Here is a 17,998-nt window from a genome sequence, read left to right as displayed (position 1 = left end):
CGACGAGGGGACGAGTGTGCAGATCCGCTATCAGTTCGAGCACGAGCGGAGGCTGCGGTGCGGGTTCGTGGGCGCCGGGGGCCACTCCTTCCGGAACATCTATCCTTCGCTGCTCTACGCGCCCGTCGACCTGCGCGCGGTGTGCGACCTCGACGCAAGCCGAGCGGCCGAGTACGCGCGGATGTTCGGCGCGGGAGCCGTCTACTCCGACCACCTCGAGATGCTCCGCAGCGAGGAGCTGGACGCCGTCTTTCTCGTCACCGCATACGACCAGGACGGGGACGTGCAGGCCACGTCGATCGCCGAGCAGTGCCTGCGGGCTGGGCTGAACGTCTGGATGGAGAAGCCGACCGCGTCGAGTCTCGGCGGACTCGAGCGGCTGCGCGCGGCGGAGCGTGAGACCGGACGGTTCGTGATGACGGGCCTCAAGAAGATGTTCACGCCGGCCATGGAGAAGGTGAAGTCGATCATCACCTCGGAGGAGTTCGGGTTCCCGACCTCGCTCTTCGTGCGCTATCCGCAGGACCTGCCGCCGCTCGAGGAGCGGAACGACCCGGTGCGAATGCTGTGGTTCCTCGACCACATCTACCACCCTGCCGCGATCCTCGGCTTCCTCGGGGGGCCGATCACGCGGATGTCCTATGAGTGGGAGCCTCGATCCGGCGCGACCGTCACCAATCTCCTGTTCGCGTCGGGTGCCGTCGGAGCGCTGCACTTGACCGCCGGGCAGGCGGGCACCAGCCCCCTGGAGCGCGTCGAGGTGGTCGGTCAGGGCGCCAACGTCGTCGTGGAGAACGGAGTCAGGGTCGTCTACTACCGCCCCGGCGCCGACCGCGGCTACGGCCGCGAGAGCTCGTTCGTCGTGGACGACGCAGTGGCGCCGCTGCTCTGGGAGCCCGAGTTCTCGCTCGGCCAGCTGTACAACAAGAACCTCTTCTATCTCGGCTACGTGCCCGAGATCCTGCACTTCTGCGCGAACGCGCTGGCAGGCACCTTCCCGCAGAAGGGCACGCTCGCCGACGCCGCGCGGATCATCGTCCTCTACGACGCGTATCGCACCACACCGCCCGGGGTGACCGTCTCCCTGCCGACGGTCACCCTGGACTGACCGTCAGAGGCTGACGTTCCCGGCGATGTGGACCGTCACGCCCAGTTCGGCGAACATCGCTGCCTTTGCGGTCAGTGCCTTGTCGGCCGTTCCTGCGTCGGGCGCGTAGGCGACCTGCACGTGGTTCGCCTTGTGCCGCGCCATCAGCTGGTCTCGGCTGACGCCGTGCAGCACCGCGTGCATGATCGGCCACTCCGGGTTCGTGGCATTCCAGCGGCGCTCCGTCTCTTCGATGGGCAGGTCGATCGCCGAGCCCCGTCCGATGTCGAGGTGGAGGGCGCCGTCCTGGATGTAGACGCGGGACCACACGATCTCCCCCGCCTTCGAAACCCCGCGGATGGTCGACCCGCCGAGCGGGAAGTACATCGGGTTCTGGCGCCATCCTTCGGCGCCGGAGTATCCGCCGGCGAGGTGGGAGGGCGGGACGGAGCCGGAGATCTCGAACACCCAGACGAACCGACCGTCGTAGTCCTCACCCCAGCGGATGTCGTGCAGGGTGTTGGCGGGGTCGAGCCCCATCGCCGTCCACACCCGGTTCGTGACCAGCGCATCGATCCCGACGCCCTCGTCCGCCTCGTTGGCGAGGGGCAGCGGCTGCCCATCCCAGAGCACGCGGGAGCCGTCCCGGCTGGTCACCGGCGGGCGTTCCGCGTTGTTGAGCAGCCCCTCGGCGAGGTCCGAGGCGGGGCAGATGTCCTTGAGGCCCTGCTGATACTGGATGCCGACGGCGTCGAGACCGAAGTCGTCGCTGATCCGGAGCAGCGAGATGTACATCTTCGCCTGCTGCAGCACCTGGTTCCGGGTGAGCTCCGTCCCCTCGTCGGTGCCGAACCGGAAGGTCATGCCGGCGTTCTCCAGCCAGGCGAGCACCGCCTCCGCCTCCGTGTCGGGGGTGCGCAGCATCTCCGCCCAGAGCCCCGACTGCGACAGCCGCTCCTTGAAGATGCCGAGCGGGTTCATCAGCTCGTCGTCGATGATGGCGTTGTACATCCCCATGCAGCCCTCGTCGAAGACCCCGAAGATCGCCTTGTCGGTGCGCAGCTGCTCCGCAAGGGCGACGCCAAGCCGCCGCTCGTCGCTCTCCGGGAGCTCGGGCAGCGGGCGGACGTGACTGGCATCGTGCGTGATCGTCCCGCTCTCGGTCCACTCGCGGATGCCGGCGAGGAACCACTCGTCGGTGAAGTCGACGCTCCAGATGGTCGAGTAGGGCTTGCCCATCTTCGTGAGGCCGCCGTTCAGGCCGAGGAGGCCGACGAGGCCCGGCGCGTCGCCCTCGAAGTTCGCGACGGTCAGGATCGGGCCCCGATGGGTGCGCAGGCCCGCGAGCACGTGGTGGCTGTACTGCCAGACCGCCTCAGCCACGATGATCGGCGCGTCGGCCGGGATGTCCTTGAACACCTCGAGTCCCATCCGCTGGCTGCTGATGAAACCGTGGCCGGTCTCCGGATCCACCGGATTCGCCCGCTGCACCGTCCAGCCCATCCCCGCGAAGACGTCGCCGAGTGCGTTCTCCATGCGCTGCTGGATCGGCCAGCCCGATCGGTTCGGGCCCTCCCGCAGATCTCCGCTCGAGATGAGGTACGCCGTCTTGGGTGGGGCGGCGAGCTGTGGCCGGGGGGCCGGGATTGTGTAGCTGGACATTGCATGAACTCCCTAGTTCGTGGCGAGTGAGAAACGGAAGCGTGAGCCGGACCCGAGGGCGAGACCGGGCAGGGTCGCGCCGGTGGGGGCTGCGTCGCGCCCGGCGACGATCAGCCGGTCGAGGACGAGCGAGCCGTGGTCGACGGACAGCTCCACGACCTCCTCGTCGATGGCGACGCGTCCCCACGCGCTGCCGGTGCTGAAGAAGCAGCTGAACGGGCCCGGCTGTGCCGGCGCGAACTCCAGCTGCCGGCTCACCGCGTCGTAGCGGAAGCCGCTCAGCGCCAGCAGGAGCCCCCAGCTGGCAAGCGAGCGGGCGTAGTGGTTGCCGCATTCCACTTCGTTCCATGGGTTGCGGTTGTGCCCGTCGTGCCGGTCCCGCACCGCCCGCACGATGGTGAGGCCCTCATCGACGAGGCCCTCGTAGATCAGATGGCTCGCCACCTGATACTCGATGCCCGTCCAGACCTCGTCGGAGTAGACGAACGGGATGCGAGGGCGACCACCTCGAGGCCAGGAGCACAGCAGCAGCCCCGCTTCGTCGTTCAGCGCATACGTTCGCTGGACGCTGTGGTGGTCCGCGAGCGAGGTGCGGAAATTGTGCTGGAACACCGCTCGGATCGCAGACCGGACGTGGTCGCGGGGCAGCACGTGGCCGAGCCCCACCACGTGCGCGAGGAACTGGCCGAGGAGCTGATCGCTGAGCACGCCGGTCCCGTACTGGTAACGCAGCCCCGCGCCGCCGTCCGGCGCGCCGTCCAGCCGCTGCTCGTAATACTCGCCGTTGAACAGGAGTGCATCCATCCGCTCGGCGCCGGTGCGTGCGGCGTCGCGCCAGCGCGCTGCGGTGCAGGCGTGGCCGAGGCGCTCCGCCATCTCCGCGCCGGCGAGGAGCGCGGCGAAGAAGACCGAGTTGCTGAGCGAGTCGGCGCCGTGGAACTCGATGTCGTAGGTGTTGTGCTTCTGGCTGTCGAGCACGTTGTCGCCGTCGGAGTCCCAATGCGTGAACGCGAACTCGAGCGCGGCGGATGCCCCCTCCCACACCTCTGCGAGGAAGGCGTCGTCGCCGCTGAAGCGCCACTCCCGGTAGAGCCGGATCACGGTGCCCAGCTGTCCGTCGACGGCGGGATGGAAGTCCCATTGCGGGCCGCCGAAGATCCGGTTGGTTCGGAAACTCATGTGCCCGTCGGGGCGGGTCTCCAGCAGGAACTCCGTCCGCCGGGCGTCCCGCTCCAGCTCGGGAAAGAGGTACGCGAGCGATTGGGCATAGTTCCAGACGTGCGTGCAGGTGCCTTCGCAGCTGCCGTGCGAATCGAAGGAGCCCTCCCAGGCCGCGAACGTGCCGTCCTCGAGCCGGAAGCAGGTCGTGCTGCGGGCGACGGTGAGCGTGGAGCTCACCGCGTCGACCACCTCCTCGGGCAGGGATGATTCGAAGAGCGCCTCATGGAACTGCGCCGTCGCGGTCTCCAGCCGATCCAGCTCCGCGTCGAACCGCACGGCGACGTCCCACGCGTCGGCGAATCTGGTCGCGTAGTGCTTGCGGACGACACTGCCCGCGTTGGGATCGGCATGGACGATGTTGCCGAGCCAGCCCTTCGGCCGGTTGGGAAAGTACCAGGACAGCCGGAACTCGAAGACGGATGTCTCGCCGGGGTCGATCCGGTGCGTCACCGCCAGGGATCCGACCCGCAGCTTCGTCAGCCGCTCCGGGCCCACGCCGGGCTCGAGGGTTTCCCGCTCCTCCGCCGTCAGGCGGCCGCTCGTGCGGAACTCGTCCCAGAACAGCTGGGCTCCGTCCTGCCAGAACCCGTACACCCACTGGGGCTTGGCGCTCGACTGCGCATCCGGCGTCGTGAGGCTCGCGCTGCCGAACAGAAGCGAGTCGGTGGGAAGGTCGCTGTCGAAGTGGATGCCCCGCACGACGCCCGCGTCGCGGTAGGTGTTGCGCGGACGCCCCTCGTAGGTCGGGAAGTGGAACAGGTCGTACCCGGCGATCCCGACCGGATTGGCGAGCGACCCGGCGATGGAGACCTCGACCGGCTCGGCGGTCGGGTTGACGACCAGGTAGCGGAGCACGGTGGCCGGGAATGCCGAGGCGTCCGCGTCGAGGGGCACCAGCGGGGTGAATGCCCGCAGTGCGACGGTCACGGGGAGCGACTCGTCGCGGAAGGAGATGTGCGCGAACGGGTATTCACCGCGCATGGTGGATGAGGCGAGCCGAGGCAGGCCGGCCAGCTCGCCTGCATAGTAGCCCTGGTCGCCGGTGTGCGGCGGCTGCAGCCGGGATTGGAGCACGCGTGCGATCGGGGCGCCGTCGCCCGTGTCGGCGCAGATCGCGAAGAAGCTGAATGGGAGGGTGCGGTCCTTCGCCGGTTCCCCGGTGAGCTCCCAGTCCCTGAGCTCACCGCGTGCGCCGAGTGACACGTTGCCCGTGCCGATGCCGCCGAGGGGGAATGCCACGGCACTCGCATCCGGGCCGAGATCCCCGGTCACGAGCGGGCGTCCCGGGCCACGCACCGGCGATGCGGCAGCGTCACGAATCCTCCTCGATCAGTTGGGACTACTGTTACAGAAATCGATTTCAGACACAAGCCCGCCGCAACGCTTCCGGAACATGCTCTCGCGTCCGAGGGCTCAGCGGCCTGCGGTGGCGCCGGAAATCAGCGACGCAGGCACGACTTCGTTCCGCAGCACGACGGTATGGGCGGGCTCGGCGTCCCCCTCGATCCTGGCGAGCAGCATGCGAGCCGCAGTGGTGCCCATGTGACGCGCCGGCAGCCGGACGATCGTGATGGCCGCGGGGGAGAGGGTCGTGAACGGCAGGTCGCCGACCACCGCGACGCCGAACCTCGGCGGAGTGAGACCCCGCTCCGTGAGCACCTGGAGCGCACCGACGCCCATCAGGTTGTTCGTGGCGACCACCGCGTCCGGCGGCTCCGCCGACGCGAGGAGATCCTCCATGGCGGCGCGGCCGCCGTCCACTCGGAACGTCGAGAAGCGAAGCAGGTCGCTGGTCGCTGAACCGCCCGCGGCTTCCACCGCGGTGCGCCACCCGATCGCACGCTCCATCGCGGTCTCGATGTCCTCGGGGCCCGTGATACAGGCGATCCTGCGGTAGCCCGAGTCGACCAGGGACTGCGCGGCGTCACGGCCTGCGGGCCGATTGCTCATCATGACGGCGTCGACGTCGTACCGGGTGCTCCGGTCGACCGCCACAACCGGCCGCCCGCGCTCCAGCAGCTGCGTCAGCTCCGTGTGGTCCGACGCGGGCGCGATAATGACCCCGGCCATGTTCTCCGAGACGGCGATGTCGAGGTATCGCGCTTCCTTCGACGGGTCCTCGTCGGTGTTGCACATCACGAGCGAAAAGCCGGCCGCCTGTGCCGCGTCCTCGACGCCGCGCGCCATCGAGGTGAAGTAGGGGTTCTCGATGTCGGGAAGCAGCAGTGCGATGACCTCGGAGTTCTGCCGGCGCAGCGTGCGTGCGGTGCGGTTCGGCGTGAACTTCAGCTTCGCTGCGGCGGAGCGCACCAGTTCCGCCTTCTCGGGGGAGACCCGGAGGCCATTCATGACCCGGCTGACCGTGGCGGGCGACACGCCCGCGAGGGTCGCGACCTCATAGATCGTCGCCATGCCGGTCCTCGCCTCTCGGTCGCTCTCACACGGCGCCCGTGCGGCGCGTTTTCCGTAGAGTATCCGGTCGCCGGTCCGTCGTGTTGACAGGCCACGGAGGCCCGCCATAGATTGTTGAAATCGATTTTACATCGCCGCGGGCCGAAACGCTCAGCGCACGAAGAAGTGGCAGGTGAGTCCGGCTGTGATCAACCCCGACCTGAGCAGCATCTCCAGACTGCGGTCCGTCCAGACGCGGTCGATCAGCCCGGAGAACTTCGACGGCTCGGTCGGCGGCGGGGGTCGAGCGACCGAGGGCACCGGGGCGGCGAGCGCCCGGGATCTCGGCCCGGGCTGGAAGATCAGCCCCAGCGTCGACATCGCGGCGGGGGAGACCTTCGACCTCGCCCGCATCCAGGGACCGGGCAAGATCACCCACATCTGGATCACCACCCACACCGACAACTGGCGCACCCTGCTGCTGCGCGCCTACTGGGATGGTGCTGAGGAGCCCGCGATCGAGGTGCCGTACGGCGACTTCTTCTGCAACGGCTGGGGCGTGTTCGCGCAGGTCAACTCGCAGGTCATCGCCGCGAACCCGCACGGCGGCTTCAACTCCTACTGGCCCATGCCGTTCCGGGAGGGCGCCCATCTCACCCTGGAGAACACGTCCACCGTCGGCGTGCGCGTCTACTACCAGATCACGTACGAGATCGGCGGCGATTACTCGGAGGAGGCCTACCTCCATGCCCAGTGGCGCCGGAGCAACCCCACCGAGTACGCCGTTCCGCACACCCTCCTCGAAGGAATCGAAGGGAGCGGCCACTACGTCGGCACGTATCTCGCCTGGGGCGTGAACTCGAACGGCTGGTGGGGCGAGGGCGAGATCAAGTTCTACCTCGACTCCGATGAGGAGTATCCGACCATCGCCGGGACCGGAACCGAGGACTATTTCGGCGGCGCCTGGAACTTCGACGTGCCCGGGAAGGGCTACACCGCGTTCTCCACCCCGTACCTCGGCATGCCGCAGGTGATCCGGCCGGATGGCCTGTACGTCAGCCAGCAGCGGTTCGGCATGTACCGCTGGCATCTGCTCGACCCGATCTTCTTCCGGAAGCGCCTGCGGGTGGACATCCAGGCGCTCGGCTGGCGGAGCGGCTGGCGCTACCTCCCCCTCCGGGACGACGTGGCGTCCACCTCGCTCTTCTACCTCGACCGGCCGACCGCTCGCCGCCCGAAGTCGCCATCGGCCGATGACCTGGAGGTCCACTTGGGCACGTCCGCCGTCCCGGACCTCGGCGCGAGCCCGCAGCGTCCGCCGGCATAGGGATGACCGTCGAGCTGGCGACCTCGCTTCCCGGCGTCACCATACGAAGACTCGTCCCGGCCGATGCCGGCGTCCTATTGGCACTGGTCCAGAAGAACCGCGCCCATCTCACCAGGCACGGGGACTTCGCCGAGCTGGTCGATCGAGACCTGGATGCCACGACGCAGCACCTTGAGACGTCACCGGAGCACGCCTTCGGGGTCTTCACCGAGGGAAGCCTCGTCGGTGCCGTTTCGCTCATTCCGGTGGAGCCACCCCGCTACGGATGCGGATTCTGGCTGGCCGAGCGGGCATCGGGCCTCGGCATCGCCTCGGCGGCGATCCGCACCCTCCTCGACTACGCGCGGCGGGAGCTCTCGGCGTCCGACGTGTTCGCCGGCGTCACCCACGGCAACGTCGAGAGCGTCGCGGTCCTGGAGCGAACCGGCTTCCGGCGCATCGATCATTTCGAGACGTACACGCGGTTCCATCGACGGCTCGCAGAATGAGAACGACAAGGACGGTACTGATGGCCACGGTTTCTGCAGCAGCGCTCGCCGGATGCACGTCGACCCCCGTTCCGCAGGCGGGACCGTCGGCGGTCGTCGAGTCGAACGCGTTCTTCCGGGAGGCCGCCGTCTCCGAATCGATCGAGGCCATCGCGGGCGGCGACGGCGACCTGTGGCCGAACTGCTGGGCCGACGACGGGAGCATCTACGCCGCGCACGGTGACGGGCGCGGGTTCGGCGCCGATTTCGCCGACATCGGCGTCAACGTGATCACCGGGGACGACCCGGAGTCGCTCGCCGGCGAGACGCTCGCCGCGGGAGACGCCGTCGGCACGGTCTGGTCAGGCGAGAACTTCAACCGCAAACCGACCGGCATGCTGTGCGTCGACGGCGACCTGTACCTGGCGGTGCAAGATCTGCGCCTCGACTTCAACGAGGCGCCGGCGGCATCCATCTCGAAGTCCGAGGACAAGGGCCGCACGTGGACCTGGGACCCGTCCGCTCCGATGTTCGACGGCCACGTCTTCACGACGGTGTTCTTCCTCGACTACGGCAAGAACTCCGAGCGGGCACCCGACGACTACGTCTACGCGTACGGTCTCGACAACAACTGGCGTGACTCCTTCGACAACTCCGTGCCCGACCCCGTGGACCTGTACTTGGCGCGCGTGCCGAAGTCCAGCGTCCAGGACCGGTCCAGCTGGGAGTTCTTCGCCGGGACCGAGGGAGCGGATCCGCGCTGGAGCGCCGACATCGACGATCGCGTGGCGGTGCTGCACGACGACCGGCTGCTGTACCCCGAAGGCGACGGCGGGGACGCCACGACCGTCGGCGGTGCGGATCTCAGCGTGATCTCACAGGGCTCCGTGGTCTACAACGCGCCGCTCGACCGGTACATCTACACGTCGTGGACCGAGCTGACCTTCGAGTTCTACGAGGCGCCGACGCCGTGGGGGCCGTTCGAGCTGTTCCTCTCGAAGGACTTCGGACCGTACCCGTGGTCGCTCGAGAAGCACGGTGGCTACGGCACCACGATCCCCTCGAAGTTCATCAGCGACGACGGCCGGGAGATGTGGCTGCAGGCGAACGTCTGCCCGTGCGCGCCCGCCGGGATGTCGGTCTACGACTTCGCGCTGCGCCGGCTCACCGTCGAACGCTGACCCTGTGGGAGCTTCCGGTCCCTTCGACCGGCTAGGGAGCGAGCACGACGACGAACCGCCGGGGACGAGCGGCTGCTCGTCCCCGGCGGTTTCCGTCGTGCGGGCTACTTGATGCCCGAGATCCGCACCCCGTCCACGATGTAGCGCTGGAAGAAGAGCACGAGTGCGATGGTGGGCAGCGCCGCGAGCGTCGACCCCGCCATCAGCAGGCCCCACTCGTTGCCGCGGTTGGAGCGGAACGTCCCGAGGAACTGCATGATCTGGATCAGATCGGGGTTCGACACCGTCAGGATCGGCCACACGTAGGCGTTCCAGTAGGCCATGTACGACCCGATGCCGACGACGACGAACACCGCGGCCGATTGCGGCAGGAAGATCTTGGTGAAGATCTGCCACCGGGTGGCGCCGTCGATCAGGGCGGCCTCCTCCACTGCGATCGGGATGTTCAGGTAGAACTGCCGCAGGAAGAACATGTGGATCGAGGACGCAACCCCGGGGATGATCAGCACCGCCAGCGTGTCCAGCATGCCGAGGCCCGAGACCACCATGAACGACGTCAGCAGGATGGCCATCGTGGGGATGAACATCGGCAGGATGCAGAAGACCCACCAGAACCGCTTGAACGAGAACTCCAGCCGCGCGAGCGCGTACGCCGCCATCGAGTTGACCGCGAGGCTCAGCACGGTGAAGATCACCGCTCCGACGAACGTGATGAACATCGCCTGCGCGAACTCCGGATCCTGCGCGATGTCGATGTAGTTCTGCGGATTCCAGATCTCCGGGAAGAACTGGAACGGGCTGGACAGCACCTCGGTCTTGCCCTTGAAGCCCGCCATCACCATCCACGCCAGCGGGAACAGCACGGTCAGCGAGATGAGGGCGAGGAGGAAGTACTTGACGAGCCGGTTGCGGTCGCCTCGCCGCAGTCCTCGGTACCTGCTCTTCTCCGCCACCACTGTCTGGTCGGTCATCAGCCGTCCACCGCCTTGTCTGAGTTGATGAGCTTGAACACCAGCACGGAGATCGATCCGATGACGGCGAACAGCAGCAGTGCCGCCGTGAGCGAGAAGCTCGTCGAATACGGCGTTCCGTCCCGGAACGCATTGAAGATGAACAGGTTCGGCACGAGGGTGCTGTTCACCGGCCCGCCGTTCGTCATGACCAGCGGCAGGTCGAGCACCTGGAGGGCGGCGACGAACCCCGTGACGAACAGGTACAGCAGGATGTTCTTCAGCAGCGGCAGGGTGATGTACCAGGTGCGCTGTAGGAAGTTCGCGCCGTCGAGCTCAGCGGACTCGTAGTAGCTGGTCGGGATGTCGAGCAGTCCCGCCAGCATGATCAGGGTCGTGATCCCGAGGCCCAGCCAGATCGCGGGGACGGCGATCGCGGGCAGCGCGACCGCCGGGTCGTTGAGCCACGCGATTGGGCCGGCGTTCAGCAGGGACAGGAACCAGTTGGCGAGCCCCTGGTCCTGGTAGATGAAGAGGAAGAGCACGGATGCGACCACCGTGGAGACGACGGCAGGGACGTAGATCGTGGTCTTCATGAACCCGGCGAGCTTGGCACTCAGCGTCTTGATGAAGCTCGCGATGAGCAGCGAGATCACCATGCCGGTCGGCACGACCATCGCGGCGAAGGCGAGACCGACGCCGATCGAGTGCCAGAATCGAGGGTCCTCGAGCACGTACTGGTAGAACTGGGCCCCGACGAAGACGGGATCCTGGTAGAAGCTGATCTCGAAGCCGCTGAGGTAGAAGGCGTAGAGCAGCGGCCAGATCACGAAGATCGACAGCAGGATCACCATCGGGGCGATCATCAGGTAGGCGGTCCGGTTGTCCCGGAGGTGCTTGGAGGCGGGAAGCCGCTTCTGCCTCCGTTTCGCCCGCTTCTCCCCGCCGATCACGGAGCCGACCTGCGGAGCCTGCCCGCGAGCCGTGCCTGGTGCTTCGAGTATCGACATCGTCGTTTCCCCTCTGTCTGCGCCGATGCCCGGGCGACGCCGTAACGTCGCCCGGGCACATGCGTGGTGCTAGTTGCTGGGAGCCTTGCCTTCGAGCTTCTGCTTCTTGATCACATCGTTGATCTGATCATTCGCAGTCTGCAGCGCTGAGTCGACATCGGTGACACCCTTCATCGCCGACTCGATCGCAGTGCCCATCGCGAGGGAGATGTCCCACGGATACGCGGGCTCCGCCTCGCCGTAGGGCACGACCTTCTCCGAGATCACCGCCATGAACGGGTCGTCACTCGCCTCCGGGTCGGATGCGAGCGCCTCATCGACCGACGTGCGGACCGTGTACTTCGAGAAGCCGCTCGTCTTGAAGAAGTCGGCCATGATCTCCGGGTCCCCGGCGAGGAGATACTCGATGAACGACGCCGCCGCCTCCGGGTTCTTCGACTTGGCGTCGAGCGTCAGGGTCCAGCCGCCGAGCGTGGCGGTGGTCTTCGTCTGGTCGCCGTCGATGGAGGGGAATGGTGCGACCTGAGTCTTCTCGACCATGTCGGGGTAGTCGTTCTTCAGCTGGCCCACGACCCACGACCCGCCGGCCATCATGGCCACCTCGCCGTCACCGTACGGTGCGCCGTCCGCGTAGCCGACCTTCGGCTGCTGCGGGATCAGGCCCTCCTCGAAGAGCGTCTTGTAGAAGTTCGCGAGCTCCGCGTAGCAGGGGTCGGTGGCGGTGGCCTCCGACCAGTCGTCGTTCACCGGGAAGCTGCCACAGGCGTTCTGCTGCAGTCCCCAACTCGACCACGCCAGGTCCGGCGCGGTGGAGGCGATCGTGAAGCCCTTGACGTCCCCGTCGGTCAGCTTCTCCGCCCATTCGATCAGGCCGTCCCAGTCGGTCGGGGGGCTGTCGGGGTCGAGTCCCGCAGCCTCCACCAGGTCGGTGCGGTAGTAAAGCACGGTCGAGGGCTCCACCAGCATCGGGTAGGCCATGTGCTCGCCGTCGACCGTGACGAAGCCGGCGACGTTGTCCTTGATGTCGGTGAACGCCTCCTCCGGCAGGAACTCGTCGAGCGGCAGGAAGCGGCCCTCACGCGAGCCGGGGACGATGTCGCCGTAGTTGCTCGTCATGACGTCGGGCTGCTTGCCGGCGGCCTGAGCCGTCTGCATCTTCTGCTCCCACGTGTCGGCCGGAACGACCTGGTGCTTGACGACCACCTCGTCCTGCGACTTGTTGAACGCGTCGACGTGCTCCTTGAACCAGGCCTGCTGGTAGTCCTCGAACTGCTGCTGCCAGAAGATGACCTCGGTCTTGCCGTCGGCCGTCTGGCCGCCTCCGCCGCCGCCACCCCCGCATGCGGTCAGCGCCAGTGCGGTGCTGACGCTTGCGGCGAGGACCGCCGCAATCCTGTTGCGCCTCTTGTGCATTTCGTTCCTCTCTTGATGTGACTCGACTTCGAGCCAGCCTGTTCGCCGATCAGTCCTTGGACAGCTCGGCCTTGTACCAGAAGACGTTGTATGGGTCCCACACCGACAGTGCGAAGTAGATCGTCTTGCCGCCGTCGTCGGTGTAGTGCGGTGCCATGTACGGCGCGTACAGTCCGGGCAGGTCGGCAGCCGGCACCACGTCGAGCGGCTCGCCCCAAGGACCCCACGGCGTGATCCCCTCTCGCATCACCACGCCGGTGCCTTCGCGGAGGTAGGTCATGATCCAACGATCCAGGTACTCGTTCCAGACCACGGAGAGCTCGCCCACCGTGTCGTCGACGACGATCGCCGCCTCGTCGACCGAGTCGCCCCACTTCGGCCGCCCCTCGGCGTCGGTGCCGGTGAAGTAGTGGTACGCGTCCTGGCGCTCGAGCTCGGAGGTCTCCACCTTCATCACTGAGGCGCCGCCGAAGCGGCCGTGGGTGATGCCCCAGAAATAGGTCCAGTCGGTGCCGCCCTCGGAGATCGGGGCGGGGCTGACCTGGACGAACTGGCTCTCGCCGTCCCAGCGAGGCTCGTCGAGCACCTTCCAGGACTGCCCGTCATCGGTCGACTTCGCGAGGCCGGCGTCGTTGACCTCCCACTCCCCGGGGTCGCCCCAGTGCCGCACGGACATCCAGTGCAGGTACATCGCCCCGTTCGCTGCGAAGCCGTGGGTCGGAATGACCGTCATCTCGTCGTTGTCGACCTTCTTCGACGGCAGCAGCTCCGCCGCGGCGCCGAACTCGTCGAGGATCATCCCATCGAGGGTGATCCCGTCGCTCGGGTCGGTGTCGGTCGTGTAACCCATGGTGTTGGAGCGCCAGAAGGACCCACCGCCACCGGTGAAGCCCGGCGGGCGCTCCCCGAACGTGTCGCCGAAGACGAACCACGTCTTGCCGTCGTGCTGGAACATGGAGCCGAGGTCCGTGCCGTGCACCGCGTACTTGTCGGTCGCGCTCGCCGCGTCGGCGCCGGTGACCTGGCCGAGCGGCTCCACTCCGGTGACCTCGGTCAGCACGAACGGAGTCTCGGGAGGAAGGGTCAGCATGTTCGCGGATGATGCGGCGCAGCCGGCGGCTGCGAGCGTCGCGCACACGATGGTGATCGCTGCGGCAGCACGGGAAGCGCGCATCAGACTCCTTCCTCGTTGAAGACCTCTGGCACCTAGTACACCGCAAGAAATCGATTCCGTCAATCGTTGCAGAACCCGGGCGTTAAGTCGGCGTGAACCCGCCGCGTTAGCGAATGAAACCGATTACAAGGAATTTCACGAATACTGACCGGTGGCGCCCGGTCTCGTGCCAGAGATGCGGCATGACGGACACGTCGCCCGAGACGGCAGGCGAGGCGACGGAGGGCCCCGTTGCGCATGGCACCCTGAGCTCGCCGGACCCGATGTGGTGCTGCCGCAGCACGGCGCTCGGCTGCTGGACTACCTCGCCGAGCTCGCACCGGCGTCCCGCGAGGCGTCAGGTCACTCGCCGACGACCTCGCGGTAGGCCGTGGAGAAGGTGATCAGGAATTCCGCCTCCTCGTCTCCGGTGTTCGTGGCGTTGTGCACCTGGCCCGCCGGGATCGAGATCGTGTCGCCCGGCCCCATCTCGACGTAGTCGTCTCCGACTCTGTGCCGGATGGTCCCGCGGATCACATGCAGCACCTCGTCGCAGTTCGGGTGCGAGTGGGGCGGGTTGTTGTTCCCCGGATCGATGGCACTTTCCGACCGTGAGCGCATCGGAGTTCTCCAATGCTCCGGACACCATCCACTCGAGTCGCCCCCACGATTGCGGATCGACCGTCACCTCACCCGCACGCGTCAGCCCGCCGCGCGCGGCTGTCCCAGACTCGTCCGCCATCGCTCCGTCCTCGTCGATCATCGGCTCCCCGTACGGATCTCGGGAATCGATCCGATGTCATCCAACTGGAGGGTGGTGTCGATGTCCAGCCGCGCGAGGAACCCGTCGTCGTGGCTCACCACGAGCAGCGCACCCCGGTAGGCCCGCAACGCGTCCACCAGCTGATCCACGCTCGTGAGGTCGAGGTTGTTCGTCGGCTCGTCGAGGATCAGCAGCTGCGGCGGTGGATCGGCGAGCAGCAGCCTCGCGAGCGCGACCCGGAACCGCTCGCCGCCGGACAGCGATCCGACCGGGCGCTCCACCGTCGCCCCGCGGAGCAGGAACCGGGCGAGCCGGTTCCGCACCGTGCCCGGGGGCACATTCGGCGCCGATTCCCGCACGTTCTCCAGCACGGAGAGCGCGTCGTCCAGCCCGTCGAGCCGCTGCGGCAGATAGCCGACCCGATCGGTGAGCAGTATTCCGCCTGCCCTGCCTTCCTCCGGATCGCGACCGGCGAGCAGGGACTCCAGCAGCGTCGTCTTGCCGACTCCGTTGGGCCCGACGATCGCGACGCGCTCCGGCCCCTGGATCACATGAGTCCGGTCGGTGCCCCGCAGCTCCGCGATCCGCCTCCCCGCCGCGACATCCGGATCGGGCAGGTCGACGTGGATGTGCGCATCGTCGCGGACGCGTGCCTCAGCCTGATCGAGCACCGCCTTGGCCGTCCGCACCCTGTCGTCGAACGAACTGCGGATCTTCCCGGATGAGACCTGCGAATCGGAGCGCCACTGGTTCATCACGATCTTCGGAGCGACCTTGTTCTCCCGGGCCTTCAGACCAGAGCGCTCCCTGCGCGCGATCTTGGTCTCCGCCTCGATGCGCTGCCGCTTCTCGGTCCGCACCACCTGCTCGGCGGCCCGCGCTGCGTGAGCCGCCGCGGTCTGCTCCTGCTCGAGATGCGCCCGCCATTCGCTGTACGGGCCGCCGAAGAAGCTGAGCCGACCGTCGTAGAGCTCAGCCGTCTCGTCCATCAGCTCGAGCAGCGCGGTGTCGTGGCTGACGATGACGAGCGCGCCCGGCCAGGAACGGACCAGGTCCGCGAGCCGTGCGCGGGCGTCGCGGTCGAGGTTGTTGGTGGGCTCGTCGAGCAGAGTCACCGGCGCTCGCCGCAGCCGTATGCCGGCGATTGCGATCAGCATGGCCTCGCCGCCCGACACCTCGCTCACCCGTCGGTCGAGGTCCGCCGCGTCGAGTCCGATCCCGCGGAGTGCCTCGTCGGCGCGCGTCTCGATGTCCCAGTCGTCGCCGAGGATCTCGAAATGCTCCTCCGCAACGTCGCCGCGCTCGATCGCGCGGAGCGCGGCGACCTTGCCGGCGATGCCGAGCAGATCGCCCACCGTGGTGTCGACGCTGAGAGTGAGCGACTGGGGCAGGTAGTCGACGTTCCCGGTCACGCCGACACGTCCGGACGTGGGCGTGAGCTCGCCTGCGATCAGCCGCAGCAGCGTCGACTTGCCCGAGCCGTTGGCGCCGACGAGCCCGGTGCGGCCGGCGCCGAACGTGCCGGTGATGTCGCGCAGGGCCGTCGAGCCGTCGGGCCAGTCGAGGCCGACGTCGGTCAGGGTTATGGATGCGTTCTTGACGTGGAACATGCGTCTCCTTGTGATTCAGCTGATGCGCTGAACCCGGAGCCGCGATGCGGCGAATCGACGGAGATCAGCGCGCGGACTGCGCGAAACCGTCGAAGAACTTCACCGGAGGAGACCAATCGTCGGGGACGAGGACCTGGAGAGTGTGCCACAGCCGGCCGGGGGAGCGCAACCGTTCCGATGTGTGCTGCGCTTGCAGGTGCGACGATGGATGCCGGCGCCGTTCGGTCGCGAGCGTCCATACCCAGGGAGAGCCAGTGAGCCCGAGAATCGTGTTCCTCGTCGGCGAGGGCGAGTACGAGTCGCACCGCACCATGCGGCCGGTCGCCGACCGGATGGAGTCGGCGCTCGACGCCGAGGTGGTCTACAAGACGCCTGACGTGCTCGACGACATGCCGCACTTCCCGGAGCAAAGCTACGGCGACCTGTCCGCGCTCGCCGACGCGGACCTGCTCGTGGTCTACACCCGCTGGCGCCGTCTTCCGGACGCCGAGATGCAGCAGATCGCGGACTATTGCGACCGGGGCGGCAGCGTGCTCGGCCTCCGCACCGCCAACCACGCCTTCTCCTACCCGGAGGGCAGCCGCTGGGAGACATGGAACGACGGGTTCGGCAGGGATGTGCTCGGGTCACCCTGGATCAGCCACCACGGTCACTCGTCGAGCACCGACGTCCGCTGGGCGAGCGACGGCGGACATCCGGTCCTCTCCGGCGTCCCGCGGTCGTTCCATCTGCGCGGCTGGCTCTACCGGCAGAAGCTCAGTGACGGCTGCACGCCGATCCTCTGGGGCGAGCCCGTCGACCCGGAGGACGAGCCGGCGCCCTCCCCGGTGGCCTGGACCTGGGAGCGCAGCGGGCAACGGACCGTGTACACGAACATGGGGCACCCGTCCGACCTCCGGCAGTCGATCGTCCACGACTTTCTCGTCAACGCGGCCCGCTGGTGCATGCGCCTTCCCGGGCCCGGCCCGGAGGTCTGACCGCTGAGACGGAAGAAGGGCCTGGGATCCGATCCCAGGCCCTTCGTGCAGCGTCCACGACTACAGCCGTGGCGTGCTCATGCGCAGCATCCGCTCAGCGTGCAGCTCGCGCTGTTCGCGTGCGGCCTGCTGCTCGTACCGTGCCGAGAGCTGCGCGCGCGAATAGTGGTTCGCGCGGCGGCCCCAGGTGACGAGGAGCAGACCGAGACGGAGCGCTGCCTGGTCGACCAGGCTCACGCGGCGGACCGGGCGAGCCGGCCGCTCCGCGACGTGCCGGTGTCTGGGCGGGTGGTCTTGACGACTCGGGCGAGTCGACAGAGTGGTGGACATGGTGGTGACCTCACTGGATGTGCGCCGGGACGGGATTGCGTCCGGGCGTGCGAATTCGGTGCCGCTCGTGGCGGCGGTGGGATTCGACCAAGTCGGCGGGCGACGAGTCGTGAACGGGACGGGCGAGCCTCTCGCGGGCGCAGTCGTGCGCTCAGGCTCTGGCTTCTTCAGCGTCGTCACCGCGTGAACGGGTGACGGAGAGTCACCAGGTCAGGCGAGGAGGACGCCGACGAAGCCGGCGGTGCGGGCGATGCCCGTGATTGGGGTGATCATGTTGAGTCCGGCCTCCTTTCGTGTTCGGCGTGCCTCCAGACAGTATCGGCTCGGGCGTCAGCGTCGCAACTGATTTTCCGCAAGTCGAGTGAACTCGGGACAAACCTGGGACGAACACGGGGCACCGACCCGGCGACGACGTCTGAGAGGAACGGATGAAACCTCCCGAGGCGACCCCCGGCG

Annotated in this window: 15 protein-coding genes; 5 read left to right on the top strand and 10 right to left on the bottom strand. The window is 67.7% G+C overall.

Annotated elements, in window-relative coordinates; translation table 11 throughout:
• Nucleotides 1-16 precede the first annotated feature (16 nt).
• Complete coding sequence (locus tag ACFFGH_RS19670; RefSeq protein ID WP_386671466.1) at nt 17-1,108, top strand: Gfo/Idh/MocA family protein; 1,092 nt, start codon at nt 17-19, stop codon at nt 1,106-1,108.
• Nucleotides 1,109-1,111: 3 nt separating this feature from the next.
• On the opposite strand, the gene ACFFGH_RS19665 is transcribed toward ACFFGH_RS19670, so the two are convergent.
• From ACFFGH_RS19665 to ACFFGH_RS19655, 3 genes are all read right to left on the bottom strand, one after another.
• On the bottom strand, nt 1,112-2,749 hold the full coding sequence (locus tag ACFFGH_RS19665; protein WP_386671464.1) for a hypothetical protein: 1,638 nt from the start codon (nt 2,747-2,749) through the stop codon (nt 1,112-1,114).
• A gap of 12 nt (nt 2,750-2,761) precedes the next feature.
• Entirely contained in the window at nt 2,762-5,242 is a 2,481-nt protein-coding gene (locus tag ACFFGH_RS19660; RefSeq protein ID WP_386671462.1) for a GH116 family glycosyl-hydrolase, read from the bottom strand.
• Between the two features lie 141 nt (nt 5,243-5,383).
• Entirely contained in the window at nt 5,384-6,382 is a 999-nt protein-coding gene (locus tag ACFFGH_RS19655; RefSeq protein ID WP_386671460.1) for a LacI family DNA-binding transcriptional regulator, read from the bottom strand.
• Nucleotides 6,383-6,554: 172 nt separating this feature from the next.
• On the opposite strand from ACFFGH_RS19655, the gene ACFFGH_RS19650 reads away from it, so the two are divergent.
• The 3 genes from ACFFGH_RS19650 to ACFFGH_RS19640 are packed head-to-tail and all read left to right on the top strand — an operon-like array spanning nt 6,555 to nt 9,336.
• Nucleotides 6,555-7,688 carry a glycoside hydrolase family 172 protein gene (locus ACFFGH_RS19650; protein ID WP_386671459.1) on the top strand — a complete coding sequence of 378 codons (1,134 nt, stop codon included), beginning with the start codon at nt 6,555-6,557 and terminating at the stop codon, nt 7,686-7,688.
• Between the two features lie 2 nt (nt 7,689-7,690).
• Entirely contained in the window at nt 7,691-8,176 is a 486-nt protein-coding gene (locus ACFFGH_RS19645; RefSeq protein WP_386671457.1) for a GNAT family N-acetyltransferase, read from the top strand.
• Nucleotides 8,177-8,196: 20 nt separating this feature from the next.
• Nucleotides 8,197-9,336, top strand: coding sequence for a DUF4185 domain-containing protein (locus ACFFGH_RS19640; protein ID WP_386671455.1), 1,140 nt, complete (start codon nt 8,197-8,199; stop codon nt 9,334-9,336).
• A 104-nt stretch (nt 9,337-9,440) separates the two neighbouring features.
• Here the strand turns inward: ACFFGH_RS19640 and ACFFGH_RS19635 are convergent, their stop codons facing one another.
• The 6 genes from ACFFGH_RS19635 to ACFFGH_RS19610 all read right to left on the bottom strand — a co-directional run bounded on the left by ACFFGH_RS19635 (nt 9,441) and on the right by ACFFGH_RS19610 (nt 16,235).
• Nucleotides 9,441-10,307 carry a carbohydrate ABC transporter permease gene (locus ACFFGH_RS19635; RefSeq protein WP_386671453.1) on the bottom strand — a complete coding sequence of 289 codons (867 nt, stop codon included), beginning with the start codon at nt 10,305-10,307 and terminating at the stop codon, nt 9,441-9,443.
• Nucleotides 10,307-11,296: a carbohydrate ABC transporter permease gene (locus ACFFGH_RS19630; protein ID WP_386671450.1), complete on the bottom strand. Its 990-nt coding sequence runs from the start codon at nt 11,294-11,296 to the stop codon at nt 10,307-10,309. Before ACFFGH_RS19630 ends, ACFFGH_RS19635 begins: the two co-directional genes overlap by 1 nt.
• A 69-nt stretch (nt 11,297-11,365) precedes the next feature.
• Nucleotides 11,366-12,709: an ABC transporter substrate-binding protein gene (locus ACFFGH_RS19625; RefSeq protein WP_386671448.1), complete on the bottom strand. Its 1,344-nt coding sequence runs from the start codon at nt 12,707-12,709 to the stop codon at nt 11,366-11,368.
• A 49-nt stretch (nt 12,710-12,758) separates the two neighbouring features.
• Nucleotides 12,759-13,883 carry a glycoside hydrolase family 183 protein gene (locus ACFFGH_RS19620; RefSeq protein WP_386671447.1) on the bottom strand — a complete coding sequence of 375 codons (1,125 nt, stop codon included), beginning with the start codon at nt 13,881-13,883 and terminating at the stop codon, nt 12,759-12,761.
• Between the two features lie 342 nt (nt 13,884-14,225).
• Nucleotides 14,226-14,540, bottom strand: a complete 315-nt coding sequence (locus ACFFGH_RS19615) for a cupin domain-containing protein (protein ID WP_386672417.1) — start codon at nt 14,538-14,540, stop codon at nt 14,226-14,228.
• A gap of 81 nt (nt 14,541-14,621) precedes the next feature.
• Nucleotides 14,622-16,235 (bottom strand): ABC-F family ATP-binding cassette domain-containing protein, encoded by a 1,614-nt coding sequence (locus ACFFGH_RS19610; protein ID WP_386671445.1) that lies wholly within the window; start codon nt 16,233-16,235, stop codon nt 14,622-14,624.
• Between the two features lie 254 nt (nt 16,236-16,489).
• Between ACFFGH_RS19610 and ACFFGH_RS19605 the strand changes: the two genes are divergently transcribed.
• Nucleotides 16,490-17,212, top strand: coding sequence for a ThuA domain-containing protein (locus ACFFGH_RS19605; RefSeq protein WP_386671443.1), 723 nt, complete (start codon nt 16,490-16,492; stop codon nt 17,210-17,212).
• 60 nt (nt 17,213-17,272) lie between these two features.
• Here ACFFGH_RS19605 and ACFFGH_RS19600 read toward each other — a convergent pair whose 3' ends face one another.
• A complete protein-coding gene (locus ACFFGH_RS19600; protein ID WP_386671442.1) occupies nt 17,273-17,449 on the bottom strand; it encodes a hypothetical protein in 177 nt (58 codons plus the stop codon).
• Between the last annotated feature and the right edge of the window lie 549 nt (nt 17,450-17,998).

This window comes from Lysobacter korlensis (genome assembly GCF_042434515.1).
This window is presented reverse-complemented; position numbering and strand designations above follow the sequence as displayed.

Coding starts and splice junctions, on each gene's coding strand:
- ACFFGH_RS19665 (WP_386671464.1), bottom strand. CDS start 2,749: ATGTCCAGCTACACAATCCCGGCCCCCCGGCCACAGCTCGCCGCCCCA.
- ACFFGH_RS19655 (WP_386671460.1), bottom strand. CDS start 6,382: ATGGCGACGATCTATGAGGTCGCGACCCTCGCGGGCGTGTCGCCCGCC.
- ACFFGH_RS19645 (WP_386671457.1), top strand. CDS start 7,691: ATGACCGTCGAGCTGGCGACCTCGCTTCCCGGCGTCACCATACGAAGA.
- ACFFGH_RS19640 (WP_386671455.1), top strand. CDS start 8,197: ATGGCCACGGTTTCTGCAGCAGCGCTCGCCGGATGCACGTCGACCCCC.
- ACFFGH_RS19635 (WP_386671453.1), bottom strand. CDS start 10,307: ATGACCGACCAGACAGTGGTGGCGGAGAAGAGCAGGTACCGAGGACTG.
- ACFFGH_RS19630 (WP_386671450.1), bottom strand. CDS start 11,296: ATGTCGATACTCGAAGCACCAGGCACGGCTCGCGGGCAGGCTCCGCAG.
- ACFFGH_RS19625 (WP_386671448.1), bottom strand. CDS start 12,709: ATGCACAAGAGGCGCAACAGGATTGCGGCGGTCCTCGCCGCAAGCGTC.
- ACFFGH_RS19620 (WP_386671447.1), bottom strand. CDS start 13,883: ATGCGCGCTTCCCGTGCTGCCGCAGCGATCACCATCGTGTGCGCGACG.
- ACFFGH_RS19610 (WP_386671445.1), bottom strand. CDS start 16,235: ATGTTCCACGTCAAGAACGCATCCATAACCCTGACCGACGTCGGCCTC.